General features: G+C 44.2%; 12 protein-coding genes. 9 read left to right on the top strand and 3 right to left on the bottom strand.

Annotated features, from left to right (window positions below; all coding sequences use genetic code 11):
- Positions 1-61 precede the first annotated feature (61 nt).
- From RIG27_RS33070 to RIG27_RS33060, 3 genes are all read left to right on the top strand, one after another.
- Positions 62-226 (top strand): hypothetical protein, encoded by a 165-nt coding sequence (locus RIG27_RS33070; protein WP_446351282.1) that lies wholly within the window; start codon positions 62-64, stop codon positions 224-226.
- Positions 227-405: 179 nt separating this feature from the next.
- Entirely contained in the window at positions 406-693 is a 288-nt protein-coding gene (locus RIG27_RS33065; protein WP_446351281.1) for a HEAT repeat domain-containing protein, read from the top strand.
- Positions 694-812: 119 nt separating this feature from the next.
- Complete coding sequence (locus tag RIG27_RS33060) at positions 813-1,355, top strand: helix-turn-helix domain-containing protein (protein ID WP_446351280.1); 543 nt, start codon at positions 813-815, stop codon at positions 1,353-1,355.
- A 431-nt stretch (positions 1,356-1,786) separates the two neighbouring features.
- Here RIG27_RS33060 and sir read toward each other — a convergent pair whose 3' ends face one another.
- Both sir and RIG27_RS33050 read right to left on the bottom strand, forming a co-directional pair.
- The gene (gene sir, locus RIG27_RS33055; protein WP_446351279.1) at positions 1,787-3,691 is read right to left on the bottom strand and encodes a sulfite reductase, ferredoxin dependent; all 1,905 of its coding nucleotides are present in this window, start codon (positions 3,689-3,691) and stop codon (positions 1,787-1,789) included.
- Between the two features lie 368 nt (positions 3,692-4,059).
- Positions 4,060-4,326, bottom strand: coding sequence for a hypothetical protein (locus RIG27_RS33050; protein WP_446351295.1), 267 nt, complete (start codon positions 4,324-4,326; stop codon positions 4,060-4,062).
- Positions 4,327-4,443: 117 nt separating this feature from the next.
- Here RIG27_RS33050 and RIG27_RS33045 point away from each other — a divergent pair, with 117 nt between their 5' ends.
- The 4 genes from RIG27_RS33045 to RIG27_RS33030 all read left to right on the top strand — a co-directional run bounded on the left by RIG27_RS33045 (position 4,444) and on the right by RIG27_RS33030 (position 10,347).
- On the top strand, positions 4,444-5,898 hold the full coding sequence (locus RIG27_RS33045) for an N-6 DNA methylase (protein ID WP_446351278.1): 1,455 nt from the start codon (positions 4,444-4,446) through the stop codon (positions 5,896-5,898).
- A gap of 117 nt (positions 5,899-6,015) precedes the next feature.
- Positions 6,016-7,626 carry a restriction endonuclease subunit S gene (locus tag RIG27_RS33040; protein ID WP_446351277.1) on the top strand — a complete coding sequence of 537 codons (1,611 nt, stop codon included), beginning with the start codon at positions 6,016-6,018 and terminating at the stop codon, positions 7,624-7,626.
- Entirely contained in the window at positions 7,623-9,251 is a 1,629-nt protein-coding gene (locus RIG27_RS33035; protein WP_446351276.1) for a restriction system-associated AAA family ATPase, read from the top strand. Before RIG27_RS33040 ends, RIG27_RS33035 begins: the two co-directional genes overlap by 4 nt.
- Before the next feature lies 1 nt (position 9,252).
- Positions 9,253-10,347 (top strand): hypothetical protein, encoded by a 1,095-nt coding sequence (locus RIG27_RS33030; RefSeq protein WP_446351275.1) that lies wholly within the window; start codon positions 9,253-9,255, stop codon positions 10,345-10,347.
- A gap of 191 nt (positions 10,348-10,538) precedes the next feature.
- Here RIG27_RS33030 and RIG27_RS33025 read toward each other — a convergent pair whose 3' ends face one another.
- Positions 10,539-11,012 (bottom strand): molybdenum cofactor biosynthesis protein MoaE, encoded by a 474-nt coding sequence (locus RIG27_RS33025; RefSeq protein WP_446351274.1) that lies wholly within the window; start codon positions 11,010-11,012, stop codon positions 10,539-10,541.
- A 545-nt stretch (positions 11,013-11,557) separates the two neighbouring features.
- On the opposite strand from RIG27_RS33025, the gene pipX reads away from it, so the two are divergent.
- Positions 11,558-11,821 carry a transcriptional coactivator PipX gene (gene pipX / locus RIG27_RS33020; RefSeq protein WP_446351273.1) on the top strand — a complete coding sequence of 88 codons (264 nt, stop codon included), beginning with the start codon at positions 11,558-11,560 and terminating at the stop codon, positions 11,819-11,821.
- A 70-nt stretch (positions 11,822-11,891) separates the two neighbouring features.
- Positions 11,892-12,563, top strand: a complete 672-nt coding sequence (locus tag RIG27_RS33015; protein WP_446344862.1) for a YggS family pyridoxal phosphate-dependent enzyme — start codon at positions 11,892-11,894, stop codon at positions 12,561-12,563.
- Positions 12,564-12,904 lie beyond the last annotated feature (341 nt).

Below are 12,904 nucleotides of genomic sequence, written 5' to 3'. Positions count from 1 at the left end.
GAATTTAGACAGGGGCGAGTCGATATCAGTAACCGGAAAATGGCCCCAGTCAGTCCCGAATATGGAGTCTGAGATTTGTCCTGGTTTTGAATGGGTTTATCAGGTGTCTCCTGATGGTACAATGTCAATTTCCCTAAGTGAGCAACCTGAATGGTTAACTGAACGAATAGAAAATAATTCGGCACTTCCTCTTACCTATAGCACTCGGCGAATTCCCAATTATTAGAACAAAGTATTTAATGTTAACTTAGTTTGTATGTAGTCGGCACTTTAGTGCCATAGGGAGCGCTAAAGCGCTCACTACGAACCTACCATCTAACCCAAGCTATGCTTACACAAGCTAAACGAAATTGTTTTACATTACTTATAATTTGCTGTATCAGCTTCTCATTCCCTCTGCTGAGTGTGAGTCAGGGATGGGGACAAGAATCCGTTGATAAAGAGACGTCCTTATATATAGAACAATTAAAAAACGATGACGATTGGCGCAAGCGTAGTCAAGCGGCTTCGGCTTTGGGGGAAATTGGTTCAGAAACGGCTATTCCAGCATTAATTACAGCCCTAAAAACTGAGCAAGATGAGGTGGTTCGCCTAGAATTTATTGTCCGCCAAGATTGGGCAAATGATGCTTGGAGTTATAGCGCTTCGCGCTGGTATATTTACAAATTCAGAAATGGATGCTTGATCAGGTGAGTTTTAGAACATTTGTACTGTAACTACGCGAGAGCGAACTGCTATATCTGCGGGGATTAAAAGACACCGACACCGCCATCAACCCTTTCTTAGGATTCTGTTTCTCTGGCTATCGTGACTTGAAAGATTATCAGCAACGAGTCGGTTCTCCGCTGCTGAATATTGCCGATGTAGAATGGTTAGGGACATTAACCGAATCCGACACGCGATCGCTGATTGTTCAACGGAGTCAAAATGAAGGTGTTCCCCTCACAGAATCCGGATATAATAGGATTCTAGATTGGGCTGGATATCATCCCTATCTTACCCAACAACTAATTAATGAGATTTTTGATGATTATCAGATGGGTAAATCCCGTTCGACTGAGAGTTTTATGCTGCATCAACAACGAAAACATGACCGTGACTTTTCGGCTTGGTGGGATGAAGATCAACGATCTTACGGCTTTAGTCAGCTAGAAGAAACCGTTTATCGTACCCTCGTTCAGCAGCGAGAGGGAACGGCTGAGACGTTAGCAGAACAAGCACAATTTAGTTTTGGACAAGTTGCGGATGCGTTGGAAGTTTTGACGGGAACGGGTGTGATTCGCCAGTTAGATGATGAGCGATACACGATGGGTTCAAAACTCTTTGAAGAATGGGTGGTACGGGAGAGACGTTAAGGAGGATGAGATGAATTCACAGTTAAGCTGTTCGGCATTTAAACCATAATGTCAAAAATTGTGAGTCCTTGTAGTGCGAGCATCTTGCTCGCTACTAATACCCAATTCAAATCGCTACTAATACCCAATTCAAATCGCTACTAATACCCAATTCAAATCGCTACTAATACCCAATTCAAATCGCTACTAATACCCAATTTAACTCACTACTAACACCCATTTAAATGCATTACAGCTTGTTAAAGCTAACATAATTATTCGATAAAGGTCAATTAAGGTTTGATCATCAAAAACACGCCAACAGCAATCATTATACAGCCGGCAATCCTATTTATTCCCTTTCCTATTCTAGAACTGATCAGTACGGTATTTGATAAAGGGCACGATAGTATCGTGCCCCTACCTAATTCATTTAATCAGTTAAGCCCGATTTAAGATGACTGATTGAGAAACGCCTCGATCGCGTCAGCGGCGAGATGGCTAATCGGCTTCCCTTGACTGGCGGCGGCGTCTTTGAGACGGCTGTACAGATCATCATTGAGGGAAATCCGATGTCGGGTTTTCTTGGTGGGTTTAGGGAATACATAATTAGCCGAATAGTCCCGAATCGCATCAAATCCCACGCGATCGCAGAAATCACCGAAACTTTCCCCAAGTTCGCGCTGTTGCTTAAATTGCATGAACATGGGTTCGAGGAAGGATTCGAGTTCTTCAATCGGCAGTTTTTCGATATAGGCTCGTGCTAACCTCGTTTGATCCGGTGAACCGCCTAACCACATTTGATATTTCCCAGGCGCACTGCCCACAAATCCTAATTCTGCCATGTAAGGTCTGGCACATCCATTGGGACATCCCGTCATCCGGATGACAAAATGGTCATCCTTTAACCCCAACTTGTCCAACAGCGCCCGAATCCGCGCGGTAATCCCTGGAATTGCCCGTTCTGATTCAGTAATCGCTAACCCACAGGTGGGTAGGGCGGGACAAGCCATGGAATAGCGGACTAGGGGTTCGATTCCCTCTGGGGTGATTTGAACTCCGTGTTGGTTGAGAATCTGTTCGATGGGTTGCTGCTGGTTCTTTTCAATCTCATACAGAATGGCATTGTGATTAGGTGTTAGCCGCATGGGTAGGTCAAATTGCTTGACAATTTCCCGTAAAGCTGTCTTTAACTGGAAGTTCCCCTCATCTTTGACTCGCCCATTCTCAATGGAAATGCCTAAAAATAACTTACCGTCTCCTTGCTCGTTCCATCCCAGATAGTCTTTGTATTTAAAGGCGGGGAGGGGTTTGTAGGGGGCGATAGGCTTACCAAAGTAGTCTTCAACCTTAGCACGGAACTTATCAACACCCCAATCATTGATCAGATACTTCATTCGGGCATGACGACGATTTACGCGATCGCCATAGTCTCGCTGAGTTGCCACAATCGCTTTGATTAAGTCGAAGATATCATCTTTATCCACATAGCCAATCGGATCAGCCATACGGGCAAAGGTTTCTTCCTTATTATGGGTGCGCCCTAAACCACCACCGGCGAGAACATTGAATCCTTCTAATTCTCCCTGCTGATTCATCATCACCACCAAGCTAACGTCTTGGGTGTAGAGATCAACGGAGTTATCGCCGGGAACGGTAACACTACACTTAAACTTACGGGGCATATAGTGTTCCCCATAAATCGGTTCTTCTTTATCCGCGAATATCGTACCGTTACCATTACGTTGACGCGCCGCTTTCACCTCTGGGGCTTCTTCAGCGCTAATTGCCTTTTCCCCATCCAGCCAAATTTCATAATAAGCGCCCGTCTGAGGGGTTAATAAATCGGCAATTTTATCGGCATACTCCCAGGCACATTGGTAGTCAGGACGAGTCTTGAACGGCGCAGGAGGTGCCATAACATTGCGGTTTAAGTCTCCGCAAGCGCCCAGGGTTGAACCCATATTGCGAACAATGGCGGCAATTGTTGCCTTTAAGTTCTTTTTGAGAATGCCGTGAAGCTGAAACCCTTGGCGAGTGGTGACTCGCATGGTATGGTTCCCGTATTGATCAGAGAGTTGATCCAGCGTCAGATAGAGTTGAGGGGGGATAAACCCGCCAGGAGAACGGGTTCGCAGCATGAACTGATAGTCTTTTTCTTGCCCTTTAACCCGATTATCGCGGTTATCTTGCTGGTAGGAACCATGAAATTTAAGAATTTGTACGGCATCACCACTGAAATGGGTGGTGTCTTCCAGCAACTCACTGGCTACGGGTTCGCGTAAGCAGTTACTGCGTTCTTTTATGCCTTCAAGTTTAGACGTTTTCTGTACAGAGGGATTCTGAGATACAACCATGGATGCTATAAGTCCGAACGGATCAGCTATATTACCGTAACTCTATGGGGATTACGTTGAATATTCTGATCCTAATACCTGTTTAATAAGTGTGGGCGCGACTTTGATGTGACATCCTCCCACACCAAATCAAAGATTCTAGTGTGGGCTTCCAAGCTTCACAACTTGGATTTCCTGCTTTTTCCCCTTCGGCTACGCGGTAGCTGAGCCTGTCGAAGCTCAGGGGATTTCGACACTTACCTAGACTGAGACGAGTACATTTCAGTCCCCGGTAGACCGTCTGCACAGGCAGTTTCCATTCCCGCTAGCCCAGCGGTACTAGTTAGTTTGATTTGCGTTGGTTGTTGTTATCGAATTCGTTACTCAACTCACGGTGCAGCAATTTCAACTAGCTTTGTGAGCAGATGTATCGAAGTCAATGTCAATTTACCACATTGAGGTTGGGGGAGTCCAGTGTATCCCAACGCCCAATTAAAAATTATGGCGTGGGTCTTATTGCTCCCCCAAAACCCACAAACAATTAGATAAATTCCCGTACCCGTATAGAGGGCGATGGTATAGAGAACCGTTTCCCGGTCTGCTTTCATTGCCGCTTCAGGGGAAGCGTAACCGGGTCCACAACAAGCATGGGTCATAGGACAACGTTTGATTCTTGATTTTTGATTTTATCCGAATATTTGGCGCTAATTTTTCGCCCGATCTGCGATGATGGGCTTTTGCACGATGACGTGTAAGGTGTATAATTTTTACTTATGAGTACTGTCACCCATGATATTGTTGCCAAACTCTGGAATCTCTGCAATATCCTCAAAGACGACGGAGTAACTTACCATCAGTACGTGATCGAACTGACGTACCTGCTGTTTCTGAAGATGGCGAAGGAAACTGGCACCGAGCGTCAACTTCCGGAGGGTTATCGCTGGGATGATCTAGAGGGACAAACAGAGAAGCCCTTGGAATTCTATAAGGGGCTGTTGAGCTATTTAGGCAGTCACGGCTCTACGTTGGTTAAAGAAATTTTTACCGATGCCCATTCTTCTATTAAAAAGGACACGACACTTTCCACCCTAGTCACTGAGATTGACAAGCTTGACTGGTACAGTGCCAAGCGAGAGGGACTTGGTGATGTCTATGAAGGGTTGTTAGAGAAAAACGCCAATGAAAAGAAAGCTGGGGCTGGACAGTATTTCACTCCCCGTCCACTCATTGACAGTATGGTGCGTGTGATGCGTCCTACCCTGGATGACATCATTCAAGATCCTGCTGCGGGTACAGGTGGATTCTTAATCGCTGCCAATCGCTATATCCGAGAACATAGTAATCCGGATGGTTGGACTAAAAAACAAAACAACAAATATCACGGCAATACCTTTTATGGCATGGAGCATGTCCAAGACACCCATCGTCTGGCATTAATGAATTTGATCCTCCATGGGCTAGATTCTGATCCGCAAGGTGCAGGCATACAGTATGGTGATACGCTTTCACCGGATGGACAAGCCTTACCGCAGGCTACACTGATTCTCACCAATCCGCCATTTGGTAGCAAAAAAGGTGGAGGCTTGCCTAACCGTTCAGATTTTGAGTTTCCCACCAGCAATAAACAGTTTTGCTTCTTGCAACACATTTACCTGGGGTTGAAGCCCGGAGGACGTGCTGCTGCGGTGTTTCCTGACAATGTGCTGTTTGAAAGCAACGTGGGACGGCAGATCCGGGCTGCTTTGATGAACAAATGCAATCTGCATACGATTTTACGTTTACCCTCTGGTATTTTCTATGCTCAGGGTGTTAAGACAAACGTGTTGTTTTTTACCCGTGGTAAGAAGCAAACAGGCAATACAAAAGAAGTGTGGGTATATGACCTGCGGACTAACACTCCCCAGTTTGGTCGGCGGACATCGCTGAGGCGTGAACATTTTGCTGAGTTTGAAGCCTTCTTTGGTGATGATCCATTGGGTGGTGCTGCTAGTCTGGCACAGCGTACTGATACTGGAGAAGAAGGACGCTTTAGACGATTTTCCCGTGACTGGATTGCTGAACGTGACGACAATTTAGACATCTCCTGGCTCAAGGATGAACGGGAAGAGGAGAACGGCGAGTTACCTGAACCTGCAATCCTTGCCCAGGAAGCAATCAGTGAACTGGAAGCGGCAATAGCCGAGTTACAGGGCATTGTGCAAGAATTGGGAGAAGAAATCAGTTTGTAGGTACAAAGAGAGAACGATGCAGAGCATCACACTAAAATACCATATCGGTAGTGATGGTCTTTTGAAAGAGTTTGGGCGTGTGGATGGGTTGCAGGTTGAAGATTAGGAGATTGAGGCGTGAGTAAATTACCTCCGGGTTGGGCAATAACAACAATCTCAGACATCACTGAATACTTATCTCGTGGTAAGCAGCCGAAGTATGCGAGTTACAGTAGCCTTCCAGTTATTAACCAAAAAGCAATTCGATGGTTCGGCATTCAGAACGAATATCTTAAGTATATCGCTCCTGTTCAGTTTGATAAATGGGAACCAGAACGATTCATCCAAGCTGGAGATATTCTCTGGAACAGCACAGGGACAGGAACACTTGGACGAGCGTGTTTAGTTAAACAACATGATTTAGAACCCCCAAAAGTTGTAGATAGTCATGTCACTATTGTTAGACCTCATCGGGCAGCAGTCGAGTCTCGTTTCTTGTTCTCTTGGATTCAAAGTTCTGAAGTTCAAGAAAAGATTGCAAGTCTTGCTACTGGTGCAACGAATCAAATAGAACTTAGTCGAGCAACGATCGCTTCTATGCGTATTCCGATTGCTCCTCTTAATGAACAAAAACGCATTGCGGATAAACTTGATGCATTGCTTGCGCGGGTAGATGCATGTCACGATCGGCTGATTCGTGTGTCCTTTATTATCCAACAATTTCGGCAAGCTACAATTACTGCTGGAATATCGAGAAAAATTACGCAAAATTCGCGGAGAAAAAGTACTGAAAACTCAGCTTATAATCATCAAAAAATTGTGGGTAAGCTGTCGGATTTTGCCGATGTCATTGATCCGAATCCTTCGCACCGATATCCATCCTACAAAGGGGGAACAATTCCCATTCTGGCAACGGAGCAAATGTCCGGCTTAAACGATTGGGATACTTCATCTGCAAAATTGATAAAATCTGATTTCTACGAAGCTAGAAAAACAGCTCATGACTTTTTAAATAATGATATAATTTTTGCTCGAAAAGGACGTTTAGGTCTTGCCCGTAATCCTCCCAAAAATATTCGTTATGTATTCAGCCATACAGTTTTTATCATCCGCGTAAAAGCTGACAACATATTACCATCTTATCTTCTTTGGTTCCTTCGCCAAGAATCTTGCATTGATTGGCTTCTATCAGAGATGAATAGCAATGCAGGAGTTCCTACATTGGGTAAATCAGTGATGGAACGTTTGCCCGTCACAATTCCAGATTACGCAGAGCAACAGGAAATTGTTCGATATATTGAAAAGCTGTATGCCTATGCCAATCGCATTGAAGCTCGCTATCAAAATGCCCTTACACGAGTCGAGCAGCTAACACCTACTTTGTTGTCTAAAGCATTTCGTGGTGAGTTAGTGCCACAAGATCCTAATGACGAACCCGTTTCAGTGCTACTTGAGCGCATTCGCGCCGAACGTGCAGCACAACCGAATAAACCAAAGAGAGTTGTCAATCGCCGTAAATCCAATATGACCAAGATATCTAGTCAATCGCTAAAAAAGCTTATTCATCAACTCCCTAACAACACATTTTCCTTTGAGGAATTGTATAGTGATATAAATGAAAAAATGAGTGGAGATTATGATTCAATTAAAGATATATTATTTACATTGCTCGATGAATCTGAACCAAGCATTATCCAGATCTTTGATTCAGAAACGAAGGCAATGCGTTTTATGAGGAGGTATCAATGAAGCTTTTGCGAGTCTGTATTATTGCGGCGGAGACTTGTGGTGGATTACTTGATGATGTAAATGTGGGATTGCGAAGCCCATTGAATGACTATTATTCATTTGACCCCTTGTGTCTTATTGGACCAAATGGCTCAGGAAAATCTCAGTTTTTGCAGGTAATCGCCGAGATATTTCAGTCAGTCTTTCATACTTGTATTAGTGAGGAAGAGCGTATTGAAGGTAATCCCGAACTTCAATTTAAAATTGAGTATTTTATTTACCCACAAGAGAACCAGCTGCCTATTCGCGTCCGCATATCACGGGAAGCTGTTGACAGGAAACGTCCACCCCTGATAATCCAGAGAAGGGAGGAATATGATTGGATAGATTGCGATCCGAAAGCTCCTGAAACTCATGCCTTACTGCCTCAAAAGGTTGTTGGTTATACATCAGGTAATAACGAAACACTCAGTCTACCCTTCCTAGTAAGCCGCAGTGGATATGCAGATGAAGTAGGGCGCAGAGCCTTGAATGTAGCAACCCGAAGTCAATCTGTTCCTGATACGCGCTTGATGCTGATCGACTATGAAACGCATCTTGAAGTTCTCGTCGCCAACCTTCTACTCGGTGAAGATTTTCAACGGGAGGCACTTCTAAAAGAAGCACAACTGCAAGATCTACATTCATTTCGTTGTATCATTCAACTGGCACATCAGAAAAAAAGCAAGAAAAAAACTAAACGTAAGGGCATACAATTAACGGATGAACTTGAGACTTATATTGATCAGCTCCAGCGATGTGCTACTTGCTATACCTACGATGATAAAACAGAAACCTATATATTCGATTACTGGATTAATGAGCATACGAGAGAAGCATTTCGTTCCTTTTGGGGTAATGCCCTTAATCTTTATTCGTCATTTCACAAACTTGCCATGTTAAATGACTTAGTGTTATCAAAGAAGACACGCGATCGATTTCGGAGAGATACAAGAACAAGACGATTTGCTTCGCGCCTTCCTGAACCTCAAGATGAAGATAAAGTTTTTCGATTTGAACGAGTTATCTTTCGTAAGCAAAAGACTGGCGAAGAAATAAATGAGGAAGAAGTAGATTATGTATCGCTTTCTGATGGTGAACACCAACTTTGTCAGCTTCTCGGTATGTTTTGCATGTTGTCGTCTCCTAATATACTTTTTTTACTTGATGAACCTGAATCCCATTTCAACCCACAATGGCGGGTAAAATTCATTTCTCGCATATTTGATTTGCCCACAAAGGATGGAGAGCGCCGAAAACCCTCTAGAGCAGCTAGGCAAGACTGTTTGCTGACAACACACGCCCCCTTTATTCCTTCAGATATGCAAAGAGAGAAAGTTTTTATATTTAGTAAAAATGAAGACGATAAGATTCAAATTAACAATCCCGATGTTGAAACATTTGGATCTACATTTGATACGATTATCGAAGAATGCTTCCGAATTCGCCCACCTATCTCTCAACGTTCGCGTGACAAAATTGAAAAACTCATGAAGAGTGATCATCCAGAAGAAATTCAAGCAGGAATTCAGGAGTTGGGAGACTCTGTAGAGAAAGCATTTCTTGCCGATCACTTGCGACAGGTAAGAAATAGGGACGGAGTTTAGAATGCTTTTTGGTTATCCAATTACAGCGACAGCAGAGAACTGGCTCCACGAGTGTCTTCGTCAAATACTGCAAGCCATCCATAGAAATTTAGAAAGTGGAAATACATCAACAAACTGGGCTGAATTGATTTCAGAACCCTATCGAAGTCGGTTGAAACGTCGTTTAAATATATCGGAGAAGCCCAATCCCAAAAGACTAAGCTTAGGAGATAAATTGAAGAACTATCAGGCATTATTGAAAACTATTAATGATTCCGAACGAGAGCAAATCTTACAAGCATTCAATGATCAAAATAAGATAGCCCTTCTTTTATCTGGTCAACATGACTGTGAGGTAATTAAAGATTTACCTAAAACCATTCAAAAGCCAGTCACTGATCTCTTTACTTACGCATTCGAGATTCTGACTGATTTAGGAATTCGCGATAAGCACTACAAGGCAATCTATGATGCGGCTTCTTATCACATCTGCCCGTTTTGTGGATATGAATACTTCGATGCACCAGGGGCACGCCGCGAAGCATTAGATCATTATCTATCAAAAGAAAAATATGCTTTTGCGGCGGCAAACTTACGCAACCTTGTACCAATGGGAAACAAATGCAATTCACATAAGCTGGCTCAGGATATTCTCAGAAAAGATGACGGTACTCGTCGTAAGTCATTTGATCCTTATAACCACGGAACGCTTACGGTGTCCCTCGATAACAGTCAGCCTTTTGCTGGGGAACTCGGAAAAACTGGAGAGCAACTACCAAAATGGAACATTGATTTTGGCTCTAATTCTGAAGAAGTGACGACTTGGGATGATGTGTTCCACATTCGAGAACGATATGAACGAGATGTATTGAATGAAGGCTTTACTTCTTATCTGAGAGAATTTGGGAACTATTGTAAGTCTTGGGACTCTGTGCCTACTTCTACTGAAGAATTAAAAGATGCTATTAGAAAATATACATCATATCAAGAAAGTAATGGATTCAAAGATAAAGCGTTCTTGAAAGCGGCTGTATTCCGAATGCTACACAGACATTGCCAGAATGGCGATGAACGACTTATTCAGTTTATTAAGAATGTTGTCGGTGTCGGCGTTTAGTGCGATCGCGCTTTCCTGACGATGCTCTTGAACGTACTATTTCGACTGGCGTTTCGACTAGGGCGGCTTCGATGTGCGCCACAGCCGCAATAATGTGGCAAGAGTGAAGCCAACAGACAAATCACCATAAGCCTTTGCTGTTTGGTTTGAATCACAAGCTATATTTTTTGTCAATGCTTAAGTCCTGCAATCTACTGATTCTTATGTTCACACGCGCCAATACTCACCCAGGTACTCGCACCATCTTGATAGTGTTCTTTTTTCCAGATGGGAGCGTTATGTTTTAAGGTATCAATGGCATATTTACAGGCAGCGAAGGCTTCTGAACGATGGGGACAGCCAATGGCAACTAAGACGCTAATTTCACCAATTTGTAGACGTCCGATGCGATGATGAATAACGACGCGATTGACATCAGCCCAAGTCTGTCGAATGTCGTGGGCAATGGTGGCAAATACGCGCAATGCCATGGGTTCGTAGGCTTGATATTCCAGTGACACAACGGGTTTGCCGTCGGTTTGGTTACGGACGGTGCCACTCATGACGACAACGGCACCATTGGCGGGATCATCGGCGAGGGTATAGACATCGGCGAGGGATAGGGGGGCAAAGGTGATGGCAAAGTTATCATGGGTTTGCAGTTTTTGGGGAGAGGCTAGAGACATGGCGACTTTGGGGGTAAATGGAGAACATTTTCTTTTTACCGTACAAGTGCAGGGAGATTCACGCTTCCGGTCAACAGAAACGACAGATTGCTTGAATTCAGGCAGTTGTAGCTACCACCATAGAGGGTTATCTTGAACGACTCTGGCAACCCCGTACCAGAAGACGCCTTCTCAATACTGTTCGGATCAGTCTCTACAGGCTCCCAGACGTAGCATGAAAAGTCTCTACATGGCTCCCGCTGCTTGCCTTAATCGAACAGTATTGAGGTCTATTGTGCTACTTAGAGTCACCACAGCTTATACAATTACAATGACCAGAGGATGTTTTAAGCGATGCTAAGCGTGATATAACGTTTTGAGGATAGTAGCATTCTGAAGGGTTGTGGTGAGTCTGGGGCAATCGATAATAAGCTGTAAACTAATTTAGCTGATCTCTTGCTGACTTACTGATAATTGTGCTTAATGACTAATCTATGCGGCATCTCCTCCAAGACTTATTCTCTTATGTCCAATCTGTTGTCTAACAGCTCTATTGCAGGGTTTTAATGGAAACCTATCTAAATCATCCCACCTTTGGTTTACTCTTTCGTGTTTGCATGGTTGAAGACAACCAGGAACTGTTCACCACTCTTTACGCCCAGCGTCTGTTTTTTTTGGTGACGACAGGCTCGAATGGTTTGGCGTTTGAACCGATTAGTCGTTCAGATGCTCGCCATTTAGTGGAAAATCGTCTCCGCATTTTCCGTCGTATGGGTGCATCCAAAGATTTTGAGCAGCTTCAGAAAATTCATAAGCAAACGTTCCAATGAGCAGTAGCGGTTTGTTTTTGGATGATTCACTCTCTCTCGTGACTCCCTTATTGCTCATCTCACATCAATCATGACAGGCTCAATTACAGAACGTATTGCTCAGATTTGCCAACAGCTACCGCCCGACGTGCGGTTAATTGCTGTGACTAAACGAGTGTCGGTAGAGGCGATGCGCGAAGCCTATCAAGCTGGCGTGCGAGATTTTGGCGAGAGCCAAGTTCAAGAGGCGGCGGCTAAACAGGATGAACTGCAAGATTTGCCTGACATTACCTGGCATTTGATCGGACATCTTCAGAGCAATAAGGTAAAAAAAGCTTTAACTCAATTTCAGTGGATTCATTCCTGTGACAGCCTCAAGTTAGCCCAGCGACTGAATCAATTAGCTTGTGAGTTGGCTGTCACTCCCCAAATCTGTCTCCAAGTCAAAATTATGCCTGATCCCCATAAATACGGTTGGACGATACCGGAATTGCTAGAGGCTTTACCTGAACTGGATCAGTGTAAGGCGTTGCAAATTCAAGGATTAATGACGATTCCACCGTTGGGATTGTCCCCCCAGGAGACTCTGGGTGTCTTTGAGCGGACTCGTGATCTGGCGAATGAAATTGGACAGCAAAATTGGTCGAATTTGCGAATTCATCAGCTTTCTATGGGAATGTCAGAGGATTACGCCCTAGCCATCCAAGCGGGGGCAACGATGGTACGACTCGGGCAGATTATTTTTGGTGAACGTGGGGAGTGACATCCTCCTACACCGAATCGAAGATTACGGTGTAGGCTTCCTTACCTCACGATAAGGCATTGCTCCCCTACGCCATTTATCTAGGCTCATCGCCCCCGACACCTCGACTTGAGAGCCAATTTCTTGCTTTTCCAGAGTCCCTGGATACGTTTATAGTCCACGATTGAGCAGTTCTTGAGCCGAAGCGATATCTCTGTCCACTTCATCTGTCTTCCTCCGTGGAGACCCCCACTGAACCTGTACCCAGGTCAGTGGCGGGAGGAAACGGGGGATATTTTCTGGGGTTCAATACCCAGAAAATATCCAACTTAATTTGCATAGGAATACCCATCCTTTTTGTG

Origin of the sequence: Coleofasciculus sp. F4-SAH-05, assembly GCF_040222985.1 — a bacterium.
Taxonomy (GTDB): Bacteria; Cyanobacteriota; Cyanobacteriia; order Cyanobacteriales; family Coleofasciculaceae; genus Coleofasciculus; species Coleofasciculus chthonoplastes.
This window is presented reverse-complemented; position numbering and strand designations above follow the sequence as displayed.